This window comes from Planococcus sp. VCh962, assembly GCF_057748275.1.
In genome coordinates this window covers 267,718-287,572 of sequence record NZ_JBYLHS010000003.1, presented here as the reverse complement: position 1 = coordinate 287,572, position 19,855 = coordinate 267,718, and the positions used below count along the sequence as shown (strand labels likewise).

The window sequence follows — 19,855 nt, the reverse complement described above, 5'->3', positions numbered from 1 at the left end:
TATATAAATTTCAGACTAATCAAAAACTTATTGTTCTGTCGTTTTTTACATCTTTAGAGAACCATTGCTGCAACCAAGCCAAAGATGAACAGCGGAATATTGTAATGAAGAAACGTTGGTACGCACGTATCCCATATATGGTTGTGCTGGCCGTCTGCGTTCAATCCCGATGTCGGCCCTAATGTAGAATCGGAAGCCGGAGAGCCTGCGTCTCCCAGTGCTCCTGCCGTTCCGATCAAAGCTGCCGTCGCCAATGGGCTGAATCCCATGAGCAAGCAGAGCGGGACAAACACAGTAGCCAAGATTGGCACCGTACCGAAAGAAGTTCCAATGCCCATCGTCACCAAAAGGCCGATCAAAAGCAGGATAGTGGCTGCCAATAGTTTGCTGTCCCCAAGAACCGAACCAACTGCAGTCACTAGTTCCGTCACAGCTCCCGTCTCTTTCAGGATGGTTGCATAACCTGAAGCAATGAGCATGATAAAAGCAATTGCCCCCATCAGTTTTACGCCTTCCTGGACCACTTCTTCCCCTTCTTTCAATGTGACAATACGGCCGACGAACATGACAATAATACCTGCCATTGCCCCCACTACAAGCGAGCCAAAGGAAATTTGCGTAATTAAAGCCACTACAATGGCCAACAACGTGACAAAGGTTTTCGGATTCATTGTCGGCTTCTTTACAATTCCAAGAACATTCCCTGCAGGAGCTGTTACTTCAGAGGGCTCAATAAGCTCTTCTTTTGTCTGGCCTTGGTCATAATCCCGCGGCTTCCGGTAAGTGATGAATAGGGCTATAAATAACCCGACAAACATTCCAATAGAAGGGATCGCCATCGCCAAAGGAATTTGGGACATGGAGATCTGCATGCCGCTCGCTTTCATCTCACCGGCAATGATTCCATGGAAGATAAGTCCATAGCCAGCCGGGATTAACAGATAAGGCATTTTTAAACCGAAGGTAAGTGAACAGGCAACCGCTCGCCGATCCATCTTCAAATAATTGAAGAAGATGAGCAAAGGCGGGATCAAAATTGGGATAAACGCTATGTGGACCGGAATCAAGTTCCCCGATAAACAAGTGAGCCCTGCAATCAGCAGCAAAAGCACCACTTTCTTTGTTTTTTTCATGGCGAGCAATTTATCAATCAATGTCGTTGTGATGCCTGAGTAAGCGATCATCGCTGCGAATATGCCTAATAATATATAGCTCATGGCTGTTTCTGATTGCCCGCCCATTCCGCCAAGAAACATGGAAATCGTTTCGGACAGAGATAGATTTGCCGCGATGCCTGCCACGCAAGCAGAGATGATTAATGCAAAAATGACATGGACTCTCATTAAACTCAGAACAGTTAATACAATAACTGACAATACGACCGGATTTGTTAACATAAAGCTCCCCCTTTAAATCTAATGTCACGTGCTTTGTAAGATTTTTAAAATTTAGGGAAATGTCCGTCAAAATGGGCCTGTGCATCTATGAATTCAGCTCTTATGATTGATATACCACTGTTCAATAAGAGCTGCCGTCATCCGGCCTGTATTGATGAGATTTTCGATGCTGATGCATTCTCTAAATGAATGGATGTTCTGGAAGCCGTTGCCCAAAGTCAGGCAAGTAAGGCCATTTTCGTTTAATACGTTGGTGTCTGCGCCGCCAAGCGTTTCGGTTAAATAAGCTTGGACGCCAATTTGCTGGCCGGATTGCAAAGCAGTTCTTGTCAGGATATGATCTTCCGGAATATCAAAACCGCTGTATTTCTTCTCTAACCGAACTTCAACAGCCCCGCCATTTTTATGGGCTGCTTTTTGCATTTCTTTTGCCATTTCACTCAATTGTTTATCAAGCTTGTCTTTCGAAAAGCTGCGCACTTCTCCTCCGATGGTGACACTTCCTGGAATGATTGACGTCAGTTCCCCTCCTTCGATCACGCCGACATTTGCTAAGGTTTCTTCATCGATTTTGCCAAGCTTCATAGCCGACAGCCCTTCTGCAGCTATAAGAAAAGCGCTGTTTCCTTCTTCCGCATTCAAGGCAATATGAGCAGCGTTTCCTTTCACTTCCATCCAGATGCGGCTGCTGTACGGACCTTTCAAAATGATTTGCCCGACATCACCGCTGCTATCGAAAATATAGCCTGTCTTACTTTTCGCTTTGCTGTAATCCATATGACGGGCTCCGACAAGTCCCGGCTGTTCATTGACGGTCAATATGAATTCAATGGGTCCGTGCGGTGTGCCACTTTCTATAATGGCGCGCACAGCTTCCAAATAAGAAGCGAGTGCGGCGCGGTCATCTGCTCCTAGAATTGTGGTTCCATCAGAATGGATGATTCCATCTTTGATGACCGGCTTCAATCCTTCGGTTGGCAAGACAGTATCCATATGGGTCGAGAAAAACAAAGGGGGAACCGATGGATCTGTTCCTTCTTTCCAGGCTACCAGGTTTCCAACTTCGCCTGCGAAATTTTTATGGGCTTCATCAAATTCAATAGTGAACCCCAGTTCCGGAAGCGCTTTAACCAAGTAGTCTGCCACAAGCTGCTCTTTTGTGCTCGGGCCGTTTATTTTTGCAAGTTCCAGAAAAAGTTCCAGTAAGCGTTGTTCATCTACCCGTTCAGCGGCTGTACTCTTTTGAGTCTGCGTCATATAGTCGTACCTCCATATTGTTTCTGTTTCTGATGACTTGTCCATTCTTTATCACAGTCTCCACTGCATTTGTGCCAAGTTCATATGCGATATGCTTGTACGTCGGAATACCCCAAATTTGCAGATCCGCTATTTTCCCGATTCCTATAACTCCCCGGTCATCCAGATCCAAGGCTTGTGCTCCTCCATAAGTGGCCGCTTTAATGGCTTCTTCTACTGAAAATTGATATTGGCGGCATGCCAGATTAATGACAAACTGCATGGACTGCGTATAGCTGGCTGGGCAAAGATCCGTGGCAAGCGCGACTTTCACTCCCAAATCCAGCATTTTTCTGGCATCAAAAGGCTGTTTGTGGCCGACTGCAAAATCCAGAGCTGGCATCAGCACTGCCGTTACGTCAGCTTTCGCCAATTTCTCCATCACTTCCACCGGAGTATAATTCATGTGATCAAGTGATACCATATCTAAACTTAAGGCCAGGTCAGATCCACCGATATAGGAATAGGCATCCGCATGGAGCTTCGGTTTCATCCCATAAGCCATGCCCGCTTTTAAAATCTTTTCCGACTCTTCCGCTGTAAAATACCCTTCATCACACCAAGCATCGCAGAATTCGGCAAGTTCCAGTTTTCCGATTTCCGGAATCATTTCTTCAATAATAATGTCCATGTATTCTTCTTTCGACACCCCTTCAGGAAAACCATGAGCACCTAAAAAAGTGTTTAGAATATCTGCCGGCGTTTCTTGCGCCAACCTTCTGCCGATTTCCAAAATCTTTATTTCGCTGTCAGTCGTCAAACCGTAGCCGCTTTTGCTTTCAATGGTGGTAATGCCATAATCCAGCATGGTCTCCACTCTTTTCTTAGCCTGCCGGAACAGCTCTTCCGCTTCTGCATCGCGGGTCAGCTCAATCGTGCGGTTCGGACCCGTCTTAATCCCCAGTTTTTTTAATTCTTCAGGACCGTACCCCGCCACTTTGTTTGCGTACTCTTCGACCCGTGTTCCGTAAAAGACCAAGTGAGTGTGGCAGTCTACAAATCCAGGCGCCACAACCTTTCCGCTTGCATCAATCTGTTGAGCTCTTTCCATGCTGAATGTTGATTTGAATTGTTCCTCCGTGCCAATGCCGACGATTAGACCATCTTTCACAGCAATCCAGGATCCCAGCTCGACTCCGAGATCAGCGGAGCTATCTCCTATGCATGTCACGACTTCTGCTGCATTCTTGATGATTAAATCCACTTTAATGCCAGGCAAACTGATCAATCCTCCTTTTCAATTCGATTCCTTTCCCGTAACCCGCTAAATCAAAGAAACAAAAACGCAAGCGGTGTGATAATGATTAATGTCAAGACGGTTCTGATTAGCCAAATGCTGAGCAAATGGCTCATTTTAATTGGTATCTCCGTCGAAAGAATACATGGAATCAATGCTGAAAAAAATAAAATAGTTGATATTGATAACGAACCGATGATAAAGCGAGTATGCAAATCGGCTTCAAGCACAACTAATGAAGGCAAAAACATGTCAATCAAATTAATGGCTGCCGCTTTTGCCGCCAGCAGAGGATCTGGAATTTGAAGCAGCCATGTCAGTGGATAAAAAAGATATCCTAGGTAATCAAAAACCGGTGTAAAATTGACGAGTATCAATCCCACTAATCCAATTGACATGATGGAAGGCAATATACCCATCGCCATCACTAATCCATCCTTCACGTTGACTATTATATTGTTCTTTAACCCTTGTGCATTATGCGCTGTGGTCATCGCTTCTTTCCATGCATATCGAATGCGATTCGACTTAATCGTCTCTTCAGGAAATCCTTTATCGGTGTAATAATCATCGCTTATTTTATTTATGGGCCAGATTCTTACACTAATTGCTGTAACGGCAAAGGTGACAAAAAATGTAAGCTAGAAATACAAATTCCAAATATGCATCAAATTCAAGGTTTTTGCCACGACTATCATAAATGTTGCAGAAACGGTAGAAAAACCGGTTGCAATAATAGTGGCTTCTTTCTGGGTGTATTTCCCTTCTTTATAGATGCGGTTGGTAATAAGCAAACCGATTGAATAGCTACCAACAAATGAGGCGACAGCATCAATGGCCGACCTTCCAGGCGTTCTCCAAAGCGGCCTCATAATTGGCTGCATAAAAATTCCGATAAACTCCAGCAAACCGTAACCTACCAGCAATGCCAGAAAAACTGCTCCAATCGGCACTAGAACACCAATCGGGATGAGCAAGTTATAAAACCAGTAGGGACCCATATCTTCCGCCATCAACCATGCCGGACCAAGCTCAAGTAAGACAAGAAAAGCAGCAATGGCTCCCAATACTTTAAAGCCTGACAACACTGTTTCCACCTTATTCTTGCGCCAAGTTTTTGTATAGAATGGATAAGCTGCTCCCAGAGCCACAATGATCACCGTATAATAAGCAGCAGCCGGACCAGCCATTGCCCGAAGCCATGTAACAAGATGATCTAATGGGATGGAACTTTTGCCATTCATTTCTATGGGGATAAAAAACATGAATATCCCGATGCCACTGAAAACGAAAAATTTGAAGATATTGCGGATTGAATAGATATCTTGAGTTTCCTCAACAGCAAGTTTCCGGCTTTTCGACATCACTTTTTGTTCAATCAACTTTTCATCCCCTCTGGCTTTCTTTTTTGCATCGCTGACTACCAGAACAGTCTTGTCAGAAAAGAGGTTCTTAAGAAGAGCTTTTAAAAGAAAGGAGGAGCTTAAAGTCTCTAAATTCCTCCAAATAAGAATTTCTCTTCCGCCTAAAATGGAGCCTTTACATACAGTAAAAATTTATGGCCTATCAGTTTGTCACTTGCTTTTTCAAGTCTTTCGGACCGAATGTCGCTTCTTTTTTCCACCAAAGCGGAATCTGGATGCTTTCATCCGTTAATTTTCCTTTTCCGTTTGCTACATCTTGGGCAATTTCGTAACCTGCTTGTGCATGCCGAACAACCCCAATTCCTGAATCGACAGTCATTGCCACTTCAAGGCGCATATCTGCTTCGGCAGTACCGTCAGCAACCATGGTTACCCCGGTATGGACCGCTTCCCCCATGGAGTAATTCGCCTGGATAGCAATAAGGTCGCACATGCCGACTGCGTTTAGAAGACCGTTCAGCATCGGCCAGTCAGAAATCAGATCGCTTCCGTCTTTCATGTTCTCCGATTCGAAAGTCGGGTTGACAATCGATCCCGAATCCAAGTTATCACGGGAGAAAGCAACCGGTCCGGCAAGCTCTCCGCGGCGGATCATGTCATTGACTTCCAAGGCGAAAGCTTTCCGCTGGCCAAAGCCCATATAACAGATGCGTGCCGGAAGAGCCTCAATCGGGATATGCTCTTTCGCAAGTTTGATCCAGCGGGTTACCAAATGATCATCACTGAATTTCTCCAGAATCATGTCATCAATTTTGCGAAGATCTTCAGCTTCCCCTGACAAGCAAATCCAGCGGAATGGCCCGCGTCCTTCACAGAAAAGCGGCCGGATATATTCAGCTACGAAGCCTGGCAGCCGTTTTGCTTCTTTTTCATCCATTCCTGCATCGATGCATTCTTTGCGGTGGCTGGTCCCGTATTCAAATGAATGAACCCCAAGATCCATGAATTTAATCAATGCTTTCAATTCGCGGACCATCGTTTCGCGCCCTTTTTCCAAATACAGGTCGCGGTCCGTATCCCGGAGCTCTTCAGCTTCTTGAACCGTGTATCCTGAAGGCAAATAGGAAATCGGATCATGCCCCGGAGTCATTGAAGTAGAAATATCCGGAAGCCAGCCTTTTTCGAGCACTTCTTCAAACACATCTGCAGCGTTCCCAACTACTGCAATGCCAAGCGGCTTTCCTTCAGCAGCATATTCTTTTGCCTTAGCAATCGCTTCATCCAATGAACCGGCTAACTCATCGATAAACCCTTTTTCAATTCGGCGGTTGATAATGTCAACGTTTGCGTCAACAAGAATCGCTACTCCCCCGTGCATTGTCATGGCGCGTGTCTGGTTCCCGCCCATGCCGCCTGCACCTGCAGTCAATAGAATTTTGCCGACAAGTGAATCGTTATAATGCAACCGGGCAATTGCGGACAATGTTTCAAATGTCCCCTGGATGACTCCTTGTGTACCGATGTATTCCCACGGAGCTGCTGTATAGTTAGCATAAATTGTCAGGTTTTTATCCTGCAAATCATAGAAAGTCGGCCAATCCGCTTTCATGATGTTAGTAGTAGCCATAACTACTGTTGGCGCATATTTATGTGTTTTGAAAACGGCAACTGGCATCCCCGACTGGACAACCAATGTCTCATCGTCTTCTAGTTCTTTTAAAGTTTTTACAATCGCATGGTAGGATTCCCAGTTTCGCGCCGCTTTGCCAATACCGCCGTAGATGACAAGCTCTTCCGGTTTTTCTGCATTCTCCATATTGTTTTCCAGCATTCTTAAAATCGATTCTTGTCTCCAGCCTTTACAACGAAGTGTAGATCCTCTTTGTGCTTTCACTGAATACAAAATTTCTGGTTGTGTCATTACGCATTCCTCCTACTTTCTCTTAAGTTTGTTTTAGTGGTTCGTTTATTTATAGTGCAATAAGCGTGCCAAGTTTCCGAAAACGCCAAACTATAGAAAAAAAAAACAGATAAAAATGCTTGTTTCTATTCAAAACCAGTCCCTTGATAGAGAAAAATCGTCTTAAGCTTCTCTCTTCGTTTACAGGCTCTTCAAAAAAGTGCAGATAAATTAGCGCTTATTTCAGAGAAATGTTAAATCTTTCTTCAATTTCCTGCGGCACCTTCTACTTACAGGGGTTTTAGCAGGTGCAGATAAATTTTTCATTCAGAATCTTCAAAACTATTTAAAAAAATGTTAAACTGCTCTTATATGCTTTTATATATCGCTTTCGTGGTGCAGAGAAAGTGCAATTTGCAGATACAAGTTTTCTTGCAGAGGAGTGGAATGGTTTGTCAGCTAACTTATTCGGAACAATTATTAGAAGCTTTGTAGAGGGGGTCATTGTTTTAAATAAACAATTCGAGGTGGTCTGGCATGACGTCTCGGAGAAGTTTGGACTGCTTGTGCAGGACGGTCAGCATGTAGCCATTTCTTTAAATTGCGGCTCCATTGATTTTGATCAGATTGAGTCGACCGGCTATTTGTTGAATGGAAGAAAAGTCGCAATTGAATTGAAAAAATTCAGCGCAGAAGCCGACTTCATTTTTTTATGCATCACTGAAATCCGTGAAGACATTAAAAATTTGGAAACCGAAGTATATTGCTTGAAGAAAATCATCGATGCCCTGGAAGAGGGTGTGATGATGAGCAATTCGGGAGGGGAAATCATTCTATATAATAATGCCCAGGAAAAAATGGAGGGGTTGAACAGCCACGACATTCTAGGAAAACCGCTATGGTCTGTTTACAATTACAATCCTCAGCATTCTGAGCATAAGCATACTTTTAAAACAGGAAAGCCCATCTTTTCAAGATACAAGGCCCATGCGACCATCAACGGCGTTCCGCGGTATGTGAATTACAGTACATATCCCATCAAGAGAAACGGCGATACCATAGGGGTTTTTTCAATCAGCACCAGTGAATCAAAGTTAAAAGACATGCTGCATCAAACTATAGAAGTAAGAAGGCAGACAAGGTCACAGGACACTCCCAAAATCGTCTATGAGAACGGCACGACTTTTACTTTTAAGGACATCAAGGGAAAAAGCCTGGTTCTTAAAGAGCTGATCAAAGAAGCCCAGAATATTTCCCTCTATAATTCCGACACGCTGCTTGTCGGTGAAACAGGGACTGGAAAAGAGCTGTTTGCGCAAAGCATGCATAATCACAGCCCCCGGGCTTCGGAACCTTTTGTTGCCCTAAACTGTGCAGCCATTCCTGAAAATCTTTTAGAAAGCACCTTATTCGGCACTGTAAAAGGGGCTTTTACGGGAGCCACTGATCAAGCCGGATTGTTTGAATATGCTCAGGGAGGCACTCTTTTTCTGGATGAAATAAATTCCATGCCGGTTTCTTTGCAGGCAAAATTAATGCGTGCTCTTCAGGAACGGGCTGTCCGAAAAGTCGGATCCAATAAGGTCACACCAATTAAATGCACTATTATCAGCGCTTCAAACGAAGATCCTGAACACTTGATAGAAGAGGCTAAAATGCGGATCGACTTATTTTATCGGATTGCCCATGCCAGCTTGTATATCCCGCCGTTGCGGGAACGCACTGAAGATATCCATTATTTTCTGGACCATTTCCTGAAAATCTATCAAACCAAATTGGGCAAAGCAGTTCCTGGCTTTTCCGCCGCTTTAATGGCAGCCCTGTTGAACTACAGCTGGCCGGGCAACACACGGGAACTGGAACATTTAATCGAAAACTTGGTAATACGGGTTCCGGAAACAGCCGAAAAGATCGACTTGGAGCATCTGCCTTCTTATATGAAAAGAAAATTGATCAACTCCCGGACAACCGAGGAACACGAGCAGCCAAACAGCAGCAACAGGCCATTAAAAGAGCTGTTCAATAATTCCCAGAAATATTATATAGAAGCAACTTTACGCGAAGTGAATGGGAATGTGTCCCAAGCAGCTAAAAAATTGGGGATTACCCGCCAGAGCCTGCAATACCACCTCAAGAAATATGGTCTCTCCTCTCCACACTGACAGTAGTGCTGCATGAAGATTTTAAGAGCACGAAAAGAGGCTATCCACTTTATGGATAGCCTCTTGTTTTAGCACTATTATTCCTCTTCCGGCACATCGAGGATTTTTATCGTCTTGAAACCTAGAATGACTTTATAATTGAGTCCCCAGTTGGCGGAAATGACTTCGAATTCAGAATCGGTGACTTTGAATTGCATGACGGTGTCGTGTTCATCGTCGATGATGATGTAGGAATTGGCGTTCGAAAACAGCGTGAATGATTTATGTGCGATCAATGTCCAGCCATGTTTCAGGCCGTGGCTTTTGTTGCCCATAGCTACACCTCCTTAGCAAATTCAAATCGGCGAAGGAATTTCCGCCTCGTTTTATCCATTATAACGATTAACAATGAAAAAAAGCAGACACTTTCGCGTCTGCCCAAAAAGTTTTTATGTTCTTCGGTTAATCCATCCCGCTGATTTGATGGGATTCGTAAGAAAGCCGCCATTATAGCGGTTTGGTTCATAGGAAATGATGAAGGCCTTCGGCGATAGCCCGGTCACAAAATCACGCAGCTTTTTCTCGTTTTTCCGCTTCGCCAAAACTTTCATGCAAAGCCTCGCTCCGTCTTTTCCTTCCGCCATCCACGAAGTGACTCCATAGCCTTTGTCACGGATTTGAAGCGGCAGCTCCAATTCCAGCGCATCGACGATAATATCAAAAACGATATAGCCGAGCGCCAAACGGTTTTCGATAATGCCGCCAAGGTAAACACCCAGTCCCCAGCCAGCGCAATATGCGGCGACATTCAGCGGTTTATCCAAATTATCAAGAACGATGGTCAATCCCATTAAATAGATGAATACTTCTGCCATGGACAAAGCTGCAGCCACTTTCCGGTACCCTTTGATGACCAGAATCATCCGCAAAGTAAAAAGGGTCATGTAAGCAACATTGATAAGGATGATGAGCAATAGAATTGAATCCACGATGTCCCCGCCTGTCGTTAGGATAGCCGATCAAATAAAATCGCGATCAACTTCAAAGGTTCTGCATGTATCGTAAACCACTTTGTCTCCTTCGAGCGCTTTCAACTGGCTGGTGATATAGAATTTCTCTGCATCAGCAGCCATCGTGCTGGTGGATTCCAGACGCGTCTGCCAGTCTTCCCGGCCGACTGTCAATGTCCAGTCGCATTGAACCGAAGCAGACAGCGGATCCCCTTCTGTGATGCGGTAGACGTTCCTGTTGGTGCTGCCGTATTCAAGGCCGTTCGACGGCAGACGGCGGCAGCCTTCGTCTGAAAAGTCATCGAGAACCCATTCGTTCGTCACAGTATTGTGGCGGATTTCGCGTGTCCGCCCCGCTTCGCGCAACACTTCACGCTCCATGACCGCCGCTGTTTCCGGATGTTCGAACGGAATGATATCCTCTTCTCTCGTAACGTTGGTGTATTCCGGTAAAATCAACTTCGTATCTGCGTCTTTGATGATTTGTAGCTGTGCTTCTTCTGCAGTTGGCCAGGCATGCGGCCAGTAAGTCGGAGCCACTGATAATTGCAGGCGATGCCCTTTCGGCACTTTGTAGCCGATGGCATCAAGTTCTACTGTCACCGTGAATTCTTCCCCTACCGGTACATCTTCCGGAAACTCGTGGCTGTGGCGGTGAGTCAGATTGAGCTGGCCCCAGCTGATTAGCTTGGAAGTCCCAAAAGGCGACAGATCGCTCAAGCGCACGGCCAGATTTGCCCGTTTGCTGTCACTCTTGAGCTTGATCTGCATTTTTGGAAAACCGAGGATTGCCAGTTCTTCCTGCAATTCTTCGCCTGTAAAGGTATTGGACAGCCCATTTTCAATCGCCTGATCAGAAGCCATATCACCTTCCTGGCCAAACGGGCAGTAAACACCGGCATACAGGCCGTGCTGCTGGTGCGTCATCAAGTTTTCTTTGTCTCCAGCCGGTTGTTCAGTTAATTGCTGGTCACCCAGGTAGAAGTTTCTTTCTTTGACATTCGGAGTCGGCCAGCTGTCTTCAAGCACCCATTCTCCCGGACGGATATGGTAATCCGTCTTCGGCGGTACGGCGTCCTGCAGCCACATGCGCAGCACTGGTTCATCCATGATGCCGGTTTCTTCCTCTTTCAGCCACTGGTCCCACCAGCGCAGGCATTCCTGCAGGAAACCGATTTGCGGTCCGGGCACTGCCACTTCCGGATATTCATGTGCCCATGGACCGATCAGCCCTTTTTTCGGCCCCTTTAAATTCTGTATTAGGCGGAACACGGCGTTCGTATAGCCATCCGCCCAGCCGCCGACGGCATAAACCGGAATTTTGATGTCGTCGTAATTCTCGCAGACCGAACCGTGTTTCCAGTAGCCATCCCGGCGCTGATGGCGCATCCATTCTTCCACAAACGGCGGCGTCTTTTCCAGGCGCTCCAGCCAATTCTTGCGCCAGGCCTCTCCGACATGTTCCGGATCTGCAGGACGCGCATTATAAACGAGCATTGTTGAAGCCCACCACAGCATATCCGAAGCGAGCAAAGCGCCGCCTTTATAATGGACGTCGTCCGCATAGCGGTCATCCGTCGAACATAGCGTGATGATGGTTTTAAGCGCGGGATGCTGCAGAGCCGCGACTTGAAGCCCGTTAAAGCCACCCCATGATTTTCCAATCATGCCAACCGAACCTGTTGACCATTCCTGCTTCCCGATCCAGTCGAGCACTTCAAGCGCATCATCCTGCTCCTGCTGGGCATATTCGTCGTAAATAATGCCTTCAGAATCCCCGCAGCCGCGCATATCCACCCGTATGCTGGCATAGCCATGGCCCGCAAAATAAGGATGGCGGATGGAATCGCGCAATGCCGTGAATTCGTTTTTTCGGTAAGGAAGATATTCCAGGATAGCCGGCACCGGATTAGCCGTGGCGCCTTTAGGAATCCACAGTTTTGCGGACAGGCGTGTGCCGTCTGACATTGGGATCCAAATATGGTTTGTCACTTCTACTTCAAACGGGAATTCCTGTTTGATGCCCCGGGTGCTTTCGCGAACGTTGAAAACCATTACTCTTTCACCTCTTTAGCATTTTTCAATAAAACCTTCGGAGTTTTCGCTTCTTTCACAAGTTTTCCTGCCGCCGGAGTCTCCTGCGCATTTACTGTAATGCCGGCAGGAACTTCAGGATAATCCTGCTTCAGCCATCTCAATAAGGAAAGCGTCAGCAGCAGATAAAGGATGATGACCGGCACTGATACAATAACAGAAGAAGTCTGGATGACTTCCAGTCCGCCAATCATCAATAACGAAACGGCCAGAATGGCAAGAACGGCTCCCCACAGCATGCGGTGCCAGCGTGCGGGTTCCTGTTCGCCTATCAATTCTTTTGTGGCAATCGCCGATAAAATATAAGTCGCCGAATCGAGTGAAGTTGCCAGGAAGATAAACGCAAGCACTGCAAAGAACGGCAAGACCAAGAAGTCGAGCGGCATTGTTCTTAAAATTTCCACGATGGCAGCAGGACCTCCGCTGCTGTTCAATACTTCGATGACATTCAATTTATTCGTCAACTGCAGGTTCATCGTATAGCCGCCGAATATACCGAAATAAATCCAGCTTCCAAGCGAGCCCCACAGCAAAATGTGCATGATCAATTCACGAATGGTGCGCCCTCGTGAAATTCTCGCTACGAACAAGCCGATAAAGGGTGCAGTTGCCGCGAACCAGGCCCAATAGAAAACCGTCCAGGCTTGCGGGAAACCGCCTTTTCCAATCGGATCGGTTGAGAAGCTCATCAAGGCAAAATTCTGGAGCATCAGCCCGAAGCTATTGGTGAAATTTGACAGGATGAACAAAGTCGGTCCAGTAATGAGTACAAATAAGGCAAGGCCAAGTGCCAAATAGACATTCCAGTCACTGAGCTTACGGATTCCCTTGTACAAGCCCATATAAGCACTGGCTCCATAAATGACTGTCCAAATGACAATGATGATGATGCTCAGTTTCAAAGATTGCTGGACACCGAAAATTTCCCCAATGACTGCTGAAACCATAGGTACTCCAAGTCCAAGGGAAGTACCCAGTCCTCCAACAAGGCTCCAAATGACCATGATATCGATAATTTTCCCAATCGGCCCGTCTGCATGTTTTCCTAAAATCCCTCTGCAGGCTGTACTGATTTTCAAAGAACGGTTTTTCTTTACGAAAAACGAATAAGCGATGACCACTGTCGGCAATGCGTATAGCGACCACGCGGAAATGCCCCAATGGAACATGCCATAGGCTACTGCCCATTCTGCTGCCTGGTTGCTGTTAGGTTCTATCCCGAAAGGCGGTCCCATATAGTAATACATTGGTTCCATCATTGACCAGAACATGATGCTTGTGCCCATCCCGGCACAGAATAACATCGCGCCCCAACTGAAAGTCGAGAATTCCGGTGCTTCATCCCCCAGCCGGATTTTGCCGTATTTGCCGAAAACCAGCCAAATCAATAAGATGAATAAACCGAATGTCAGGAACTGGAATGCCCAGTCCAAATTATATGTAATGTCTGTCATCATTTTGCTCATTACCGGTTCTGCCGAATTCCGGAAAATGACCAATGTCAGTGTTGCAATGACGATAACCACTAAAGAAGACCAGAAAACTGTTGGATCAATTTTTACTTTCCCCATTATTCTTCCCCCTTTTTCTCCCATAAATTAACCATGATTATTTAGTAATCATGATTAATTTTATTGTTGTTTATGTTATCATGAGGATATAAGAATAATCAATATTTTTTAAAATATTTAATTTTTCAAGGACGTGGAGTTTTATGGATAAAAAAGAAATAAAAAAACGGCGGATGTGGACGTACTTTATTGACGCTACTGAAGAATTGATCAAATCGGAAGGCCTGCAGCAGGTCACCATCCGTAAAGTGGCGGATAAAGCCGGCTATAACAGTGCGACGATTTACAATTATTTCGGTGAATTATCGCATCTGCTATTTTTTGCGTCATTAAAATTTTTAAAGCCTTATATTGAAACAGTCACATTGGAGATGAAGAAAACGGACGAACCCATTGAGAAATACTTGATCGCCTGGGAAGTCTTCAGTGAATATTCATTCAAGTTCCCCGACATTTTTCAGTCGGTTTTCCTCATGGACCTCGGAGAACATCCCGAAAATCTGCTGGCGCATTATTACGAGCTATACCCGTCGGATCTGTTGGCCGTTCCGGAAGAACTGCAGCCCGCTTTAATGGAGCGCAGCATCGATAATCGGGGGCGCTTTGCCATCAATGCCATTGTCAGAGCAGGATTGCTTGATGAAACACAGGCAGAAGAACTGAACGAATTAACCAATCTGGTTTGGCAGGGCATGTTCAGCAACGTGCTGAACAACCGCAATCATTACTCTGCCGAAAAGGCCCATGAAGTTACAATGAAATACATCCGGGAAATCGTCAATGCCAAAATTACTGTGAAGCAGTAACTCATACCAGGCGAATTTCATTTAGAAATTGTTTTCTTCCCTCTTCAATTCTTCTATAATGAAAGAAGTCTCACTAAAGAAGGAAATGAAATATGGAACAAACGTTATGGTTTATTTATGCAGCATTTTTAGGCACGGCCACTATTGGCTTCATGATCCACAGCCGCCATGCGGACTTTCCGATCAAATTCGATTTGGCTGTATCCGTTGTTACATGGGTCGGGTTGTTCGGGTTTGTGACCAATAACCAGATTCTTGATCCGCTTGTGTGGAAAATCGTCTTTTTCGGCGCCCTGCTCTGGGATGTCCTTTTTGCATTTAAATTGAAAAGCCGGTTTGAAGCAGAAGAACCGGAAGCGGCAACCGGTACCGCCGGCACAGTGTTCATGGCAATCTCGACGGTCATCCTGCTCGGGCCTCTGTATTACGGCCTGTTCCAATATGCGTTTTAACAAAAACAAGGAACTCCTCATAATGGGAGTTCCTTGTTTTCAATTCATCCAGTTCATGCAGCTTATTTCATAATGCCTGCTGCACTGTTTTCCCTCGTTTTTTTGCCACTTCCGCAAGCAGGCTTCCGCCAATCATGAAGACGAAGCCGAGCGCGGAACTGAAGAACATAGCCTGAAAGACGTGTTCGACAATCCCTGAACTGGTCAACAACATGTAACAGCCCGCTCCACTAACGACCGAAGCGATGGCTCCGGCTTTATTGGCATGCTTCCAGAAATAGCCGAGAGAGATCGGCGCTGCGATTCCGCTGATGATGGCGGATGTACCGAAACTGGTCAGCAAGGCCAGTGATTCCGGCCGGCTGAACGACATATACAGCGATGCCAGCCCGATGAAGATCAAGGAAACTTTCGAGGCTTTAAGCACTTTACCATCGAGTTCCTGTTCAGACAGGTCTTTGTTTTTGTACAGCAGTGGTACCGCTAAAACTTTATAAAGGTCATTGCCGATGCTGTTGGTGATGCCGAGATACAGGCTGTCGGTTGTCGACAGGATGGCGGAAATCAATCCCATGACAAGCAAGGCAACGATGACAACCGGGAAGGCTTCCATGATATAGGCCGGGATGGCACTGTCCGCTGAAGCGAGACCCGGCAAGATAACGCGTGCCGCAAGGCCGGCAAAGACCGAAAAGACGGATAAGACGAAGAGGGAAAACCCGGCTGATAAAGTGAAGGTCCGCAAATCCTCTTCTTTTTCAACGGTCAACACTTTGTTCATCAAATGCGGCAGCAGTACGAATGAAAACAGCAGCCACTGGATGCTTAAAATAGCAAAGCCGCTATAGAAAGGGCCACCGTTTGAGAGCGGTGCCACCAACGCCGGATCGATTGCACGGAGTTCCGAGTAAAGTGTTCCGAAGACATTCATGCCCCCACCAATCGTCCACAGCAGCGAGAGGAACAGCAGGATCGAAACAACCGCCATCGCGGTGCCTTGTATACCGTCACTGACTATCTGGGCAAAAGCGCCACCGAGACTGACGTAGACAATGGTAATGCCGACGCCGATCGCAATGCCCCACATATACGGGATGCCGATGACCGTTTCAAACATCGTGGCAAGCCCAACATTCTGGCCAACAATATAATAGATATTGAACAATACCAAAAGTGCCACGAGCACTTGAAGCGTTTTGCTATTATAGCGATTGCCGAGCCATTGTGGAAGGGTCAGGCTGCCGCCATTTTTCTGGCCATAGCGCCAGAAGGTCTTCGTGAACAGCAGCAAACCGAGCCATGTGACGCCAAAGCAGCCAATGGTGTACCATAATGTCGACAACCCATATGTATAGGCCCAGCCCGGGACGCCGAGGAATAAATTCGCGCTCGCGTAGGAAGCGCCGAAACTCAGGCCGACCAAAGACGGCCTTATTTTACCTTTAGCAAGGGCAAAGCCTTTCATCGAACCGCTGTGGACAGCGCCTTTCTTGCCGAGCCACGTCGTCCATGCAAAATAGCCGACAAGCATTACGATAATAAATGGCAGTAGCCATGTTGTATTTTCACTCATTGCTTTCCTCTCCTTTCTGCTTCGTTTTTGGATAGATCTTATCCCATAGTGCCAGTCCGGCAATCCAGAAAACCGCGACTGCAATCCAGTAAGCTGTAATCATGTCCACTCCCCCTTAGTTTTCAACCGGCTGGTGCAATTGTTTGTAGCTTGCTCCGGGATGCGTTTCTTTCAATCCGGTCTGGCCTTTTCCATAAATTTTTTCGCGATATGTGCCTTCTGCATATTCTTTCTGGACAAGGCCGCGTTCCTGCAGGACAGGAATGACGAGTTCAACAAAGTCCTTAAAACTGCCAGGGGCTAGCGTATAGGCGAGGTTGAAGCCGTCAACGCCTGTTTCTTCCGCCCAATATTCGATTTCATCCGCAATCTGTTCTGGAGTCCCTACTGCGACGGGCCCTCTGCCGCCAATGCCGACAAATGTGGCAAGTTCACGGATGGTCCATTTGCGGTCCGGATCGGCACGTGTAAATACTTCCACCGCTGACTGCATGGCATTGCTTTGGATATACTCCAACGTGTCGTCAGGATCATAGCCTGAAAAATCGATGCCCGTCCAGCCGCCGAGCAGCGCAAGAGCTCCTTCGTAACTGACGTAGCTTTTCAGTTCCTCGTATTTGGCTTGCGCTTCCTCTTCCGTCTTGCCGACGATGGCCGTGAATGTTGTATAGACGATGACATCTTCGGGATTGCGCCCGTTTGCCTGGATCCGTTCCCGCAATGCGGCTACTCCCTTTTTCACTACTTGGGTTGTCGGTCCCGCTGTGAAGACGGATTCCGCATGCTTGGCTGCAAATTCACGGCCGCGCGGTGAAGCGCCTGCCTGAAACAACACCGGTGTACGCTGCGGCGAAGGTTCTGACAAGTGCGCGCCAGGCACTTTGAAATATTTCCCTTCATGCCGGATGTCATTGACCTTTGAAGGATCGGTGTAGACTTTCGTCTGTTTATCGCGGACGACAGCGCCCTCTTCCCAGCTTCCTTCCCATAGCTTATAGCAGACCTCCAGAAACTCAGCTGCGAAGTCGTAGCGCTGGTCATGGTTCATTTGATCTTCCAGACCGATATTGAGCGCAGCACTTTTCAGATAAGAGGTCACCACATTCCAGCCGATCCGCCCTTTCGTCAAATGATCCAGTGTCGACATGCGCCGCGCAAATGTATAAGGATGTTCATGACTGACCGAAGCTGTGACCCCGAAACTCAAATGTTTAGTTACTGAAGACATCAGCGGCACGACCAGCAGCGGATCATTGACCGGAGACTGTACGGCATTGCGGAGCGCGGCATCCCGGGATCCGTTATAAACGTCATAAGTACCCAGCACATCCGCCAAAAACACCGCATCGAATTTCCCTTTTTCCAAAAGCTTGGCAAGTTCAATCCAGTATTCACTGTCTGTGTACGTATGGGAACGATCGTCTTCATGTACCCATAAGCCAGGGGACTGGTGCCCACCCGCACATACCATTTCAAATGCGTTCAAGTAAATCCGTTTCTTCGTCATATTCTTCCTCCTCATTTTTAATCGTTAAATTTATGCGGCACCGACAGCAGAAAATATAAAAAGCCCTCTTTTTCTCAACAATCGAGAAAAGAGGGCTGCGTAAATGGACAGAATCCGCTCTCTTATCTCCCAAGAAAAAATCTTGCTGGAATTAGCACCTTTCCGACAAATGTCAGAGGTTGCTGAAGCGTCAATGGGCCAGTCCCTCGGCTTCTCTGGATAAGATTATTAAATTTAAATCCAATCATAATACTAGGAAATATTAAAGTCAACCAAACATTTCAAATTTTATAACTACTTATTCCGGTATTAATTTACAGGTTTTTCTTTGAACCTTTTCCCTGTCGTGTTTAAAGCGCTTTCTAAAATTCTTAATCTTTTTATTTTACCGTCAACTTTTCCACATTGTTTATTGCCATCCATTATTAAAAATTCTATGATGGAACTACTACAGGTTAAGGGGTTGAGGTTATTGCGTATGACAGACCGGTTTTCAATTAATGAGGTGTTGAAAAATCACAAATGCTAAGGAGACTGACATGACAACCATTACTTCAAACCTTTTTACCGGTGAAAAGCTGAAGCTTTCACTGCCGCGAGAAGAAGACACAGACATCATGCTGCAATGGGGAGAAGACGCGGAATATCTGCGGAACGTCGATACCGAGTTCGCCCTTCCCCGCAGCCGGGAGCAGCTTTCTGGTGAAGGCGCCCCGAACCCTAATGAAGCTTATTTCCGACTGAGAACAATTAATGGAGACCGTTTGATCGGCTTCATTGTTATCCACTCAATTGAATGGAATAACCGCGCCGGGATGATGGCCATCGGCATCGGGGATGCCGCGGACCGCAGCAAAGGCTACGGATCGGATGCGCTGAAACTGATTCTCCGCTATGCTTTCCATGAATTGAACCTGGACCGGGTCGGCCTCGAAGTGATCGAGTACAATAAAGGCGGCATCCGGGCATATGAAAAAGCGGGCTTTCAAATAGAAGGCCGCAAGCGCTCGATGGTTTACCGTGACGGCAAACGCTTTGACGTCATCGTGATGGGGATTTTGCGCCCCGAATGGGAAGCTATCCATTTCGGAAATTGAATAACGGCAGCCCGGCATCATTTGAGATGCCGGGCTGTTTTGGATTTAATGAATCTGTTTTTCAAATAAAACAAAGCGGTCATTGTACTTGGAAATCCGGTGCAGCAACATCAAATTGACGATCAGAAGCCCTGCTGAAATCAGCAGCGTCAGCTGGATCCCGAGCAGGAACAGCCCACTGACTTGTCCAATTAGCATTCCAATGACCGGCAGCACGATGACGCCGCCGAACAACTGAAACCTTTTAAGCGATAGTAAAACAGTCCATCCCGGTTTGGAATGGATCGCCTTTCTTAGACCAATAGCTATTCTTATAGCTGGTTGATGATTTCCGCCGGATTGATTACTGCCTGCCCACAATCCGGATTTTGCAGACGTCCACCTCGTTTCCGTTGGAGCCAAGCAGTTCT

General features: G+C 46.4%; 15 protein-coding genes, 1 pseudogene and 1 riboswitch. Of the genes and pseudogenes, 4 read left to right on the top strand and 12 right to left on the bottom strand.

Translation table 11 applies throughout. The annotated features are described in order from the left end of the window. Nucleotides 1-53: 53 nt before the first annotated feature. From AC3AQ9_RS12650 to AC3AQ9_RS12630, 5 genes and pseudogenes are all read right to left on the bottom strand, one after another. The gene (locus tag AC3AQ9_RS12650; protein WP_488307846.1) at nucleotides 54-1,397 is read right to left on the bottom strand and encodes a Na+/H+ antiporter family protein; all 1,344 of its coding nucleotides are present in this window, start codon (nucleotides 1,395-1,397) and stop codon (nucleotides 54-56) included. Nucleotides 1,398-1,490: 93 nt separating this feature from the next. Then, on the bottom strand, nucleotides 1,491-2,654 hold the full coding sequence (locus AC3AQ9_RS12645) for a M20/M25/M40 family metallo-hydrolase (protein WP_488307845.1): 1,164 nt from the start codon (nucleotides 2,652-2,654) through the stop codon (nucleotides 1,491-1,493). Then, complete coding sequence (hutI, locus tag AC3AQ9_RS12640; protein ID WP_488307844.1) at nucleotides 2,623-3,912, bottom strand: imidazolonepropionase; 1,290 nt, start codon at nucleotides 3,910-3,912, stop codon at nucleotides 2,623-2,625. Before hutI ends, AC3AQ9_RS12645 begins: the two co-directional genes overlap by 32 nt. A gap of 50 nt (nucleotides 3,913-3,962) precedes the next feature. Further along, a pseudogene (locus AC3AQ9_RS12635) lies at nucleotides 3,963-5,294 on the bottom strand (YjiH family protein). A gap of 202 nt (nucleotides 5,295-5,496) precedes the next feature. Then, on the bottom strand, nucleotides 5,497-7,215 hold the full coding sequence (locus tag AC3AQ9_RS12630; RefSeq protein ID WP_488307843.1) for an N-tau-methylurocanate hydratase: 1,719 nt from the start codon (nucleotides 7,213-7,215) through the stop codon (nucleotides 5,497-5,499). A 431-nt stretch (nucleotides 7,216-7,646) separates the two neighbouring features. Here AC3AQ9_RS12630 and AC3AQ9_RS12625 point away from each other — a divergent pair, with 431 nt between their 5' ends. Continuing rightward, on the top strand, nucleotides 7,647-9,356 hold the full coding sequence (locus AC3AQ9_RS12625; RefSeq protein ID WP_488307842.1) for a sigma-54 interaction domain-containing protein: 1,710 nt from the start codon (nucleotides 7,647-7,649) through the stop codon (nucleotides 9,354-9,356). A 77-nt stretch (nucleotides 9,357-9,433) separates the two neighbouring features. Here AC3AQ9_RS12625 and AC3AQ9_RS12620 read toward each other — a convergent pair whose 3' ends face one another. The 4 genes from AC3AQ9_RS12620 to AC3AQ9_RS12605 all read right to left on the bottom strand — a co-directional run bounded on the left by AC3AQ9_RS12620 (nucleotide 9,434) and on the right by AC3AQ9_RS12605 (nucleotide 14,010). After that, the gene (locus AC3AQ9_RS12620; RefSeq protein WP_488307841.1) at nucleotides 9,434-9,670 is read right to left on the bottom strand and encodes a hypothetical protein; all 237 of its coding nucleotides are present in this window, start codon (nucleotides 9,668-9,670) and stop codon (nucleotides 9,434-9,436) included. Nucleotides 9,671-9,784: 114 nt separating this feature from the next. Next, entirely contained in the window at nucleotides 9,785-10,324 is a 540-nt protein-coding gene (locus AC3AQ9_RS12615) for a DUF2179 domain-containing protein (protein WP_488307840.1), read from the bottom strand. 30 nt (nucleotides 10,325-10,354) lie between these two features. Then, the gene (locus AC3AQ9_RS12610; protein ID WP_488307839.1) at nucleotides 10,355-12,400 is read right to left on the bottom strand and encodes a CocE/NonD family hydrolase; all 2,046 of its coding nucleotides are present in this window, start codon (nucleotides 12,398-12,400) and stop codon (nucleotides 10,355-10,357) included. Further along, on the bottom strand, nucleotides 12,400-14,010 hold the full coding sequence (locus AC3AQ9_RS12605) for a BCCT family transporter (RefSeq protein ID WP_488307838.1): 1,611 nt from the start codon (nucleotides 14,008-14,010) through the stop codon (nucleotides 12,400-12,402). Before AC3AQ9_RS12605 ends, AC3AQ9_RS12610 begins: the two co-directional genes overlap by 1 nt. A gap of 143 nt (nucleotides 14,011-14,153) precedes the next feature. Between AC3AQ9_RS12605 and AC3AQ9_RS12600 the strand changes: the two genes are divergently transcribed. Next, nucleotides 14,154-14,816, top strand: coding sequence for a TetR family transcriptional regulator (locus AC3AQ9_RS12600; RefSeq protein ID WP_488307837.1), 663 nt, complete (start codon nucleotides 14,154-14,156; stop codon nucleotides 14,814-14,816). Nucleotides 14,817-14,908: 92 nt separating this feature from the next. Further along, on the top strand, nucleotides 14,909-15,268 hold the full coding sequence (locus AC3AQ9_RS12595; RefSeq protein ID WP_488307836.1) for a hypothetical protein: 360 nt from the start codon (nucleotides 14,909-14,911) through the stop codon (nucleotides 15,266-15,268). A gap of 67 nt (nucleotides 15,269-15,335) precedes the next feature. On the opposite strand, the gene AC3AQ9_RS12590 is transcribed toward AC3AQ9_RS12595, so the two are convergent. After that, nucleotides 15,336-16,841, bottom strand: a complete 1,506-nt coding sequence (locus tag AC3AQ9_RS12590) for a sodium:solute symporter family transporter (RefSeq protein ID WP_488307835.1) — start codon at nucleotides 16,839-16,841, stop codon at nucleotides 15,336-15,338. Between the two features lie 115 nt (nucleotides 16,842-16,956). Beyond that, nucleotides 16,957-18,348, bottom strand: coding sequence for an LLM class flavin-dependent oxidoreductase (locus AC3AQ9_RS12585; RefSeq protein ID WP_488307834.1), 1,392 nt, complete (start codon nucleotides 18,346-18,348; stop codon nucleotides 16,957-16,959). 119 nt (nucleotides 18,349-18,467) lie between these two features. Further along, a riboswitch (SAM riboswitch) is annotated at nucleotides 18,468-18,574 on the bottom strand. A 322-nt stretch (nucleotides 18,575-18,896) separates the two neighbouring features. Between AC3AQ9_RS12585 and AC3AQ9_RS12580 the strand changes: the two genes are divergently transcribed. Next, entirely contained in the window at nucleotides 18,897-19,445 is a 549-nt protein-coding gene (locus AC3AQ9_RS12580; RefSeq protein WP_488307865.1) for a GNAT family N-acetyltransferase, read from the top strand. Between the two features lie 45 nt (nucleotides 19,446-19,490). Here AC3AQ9_RS12580 and AC3AQ9_RS12575 read toward each other — a convergent pair whose 3' ends face one another. After that, a complete protein-coding gene (locus AC3AQ9_RS12575) occupies nucleotides 19,491-19,847 on the bottom strand; it encodes a hypothetical protein (RefSeq protein ID WP_488307833.1) in 357 nt (118 codons plus the stop codon). Nucleotides 19,848-19,855 lie beyond the last annotated feature (8 nt).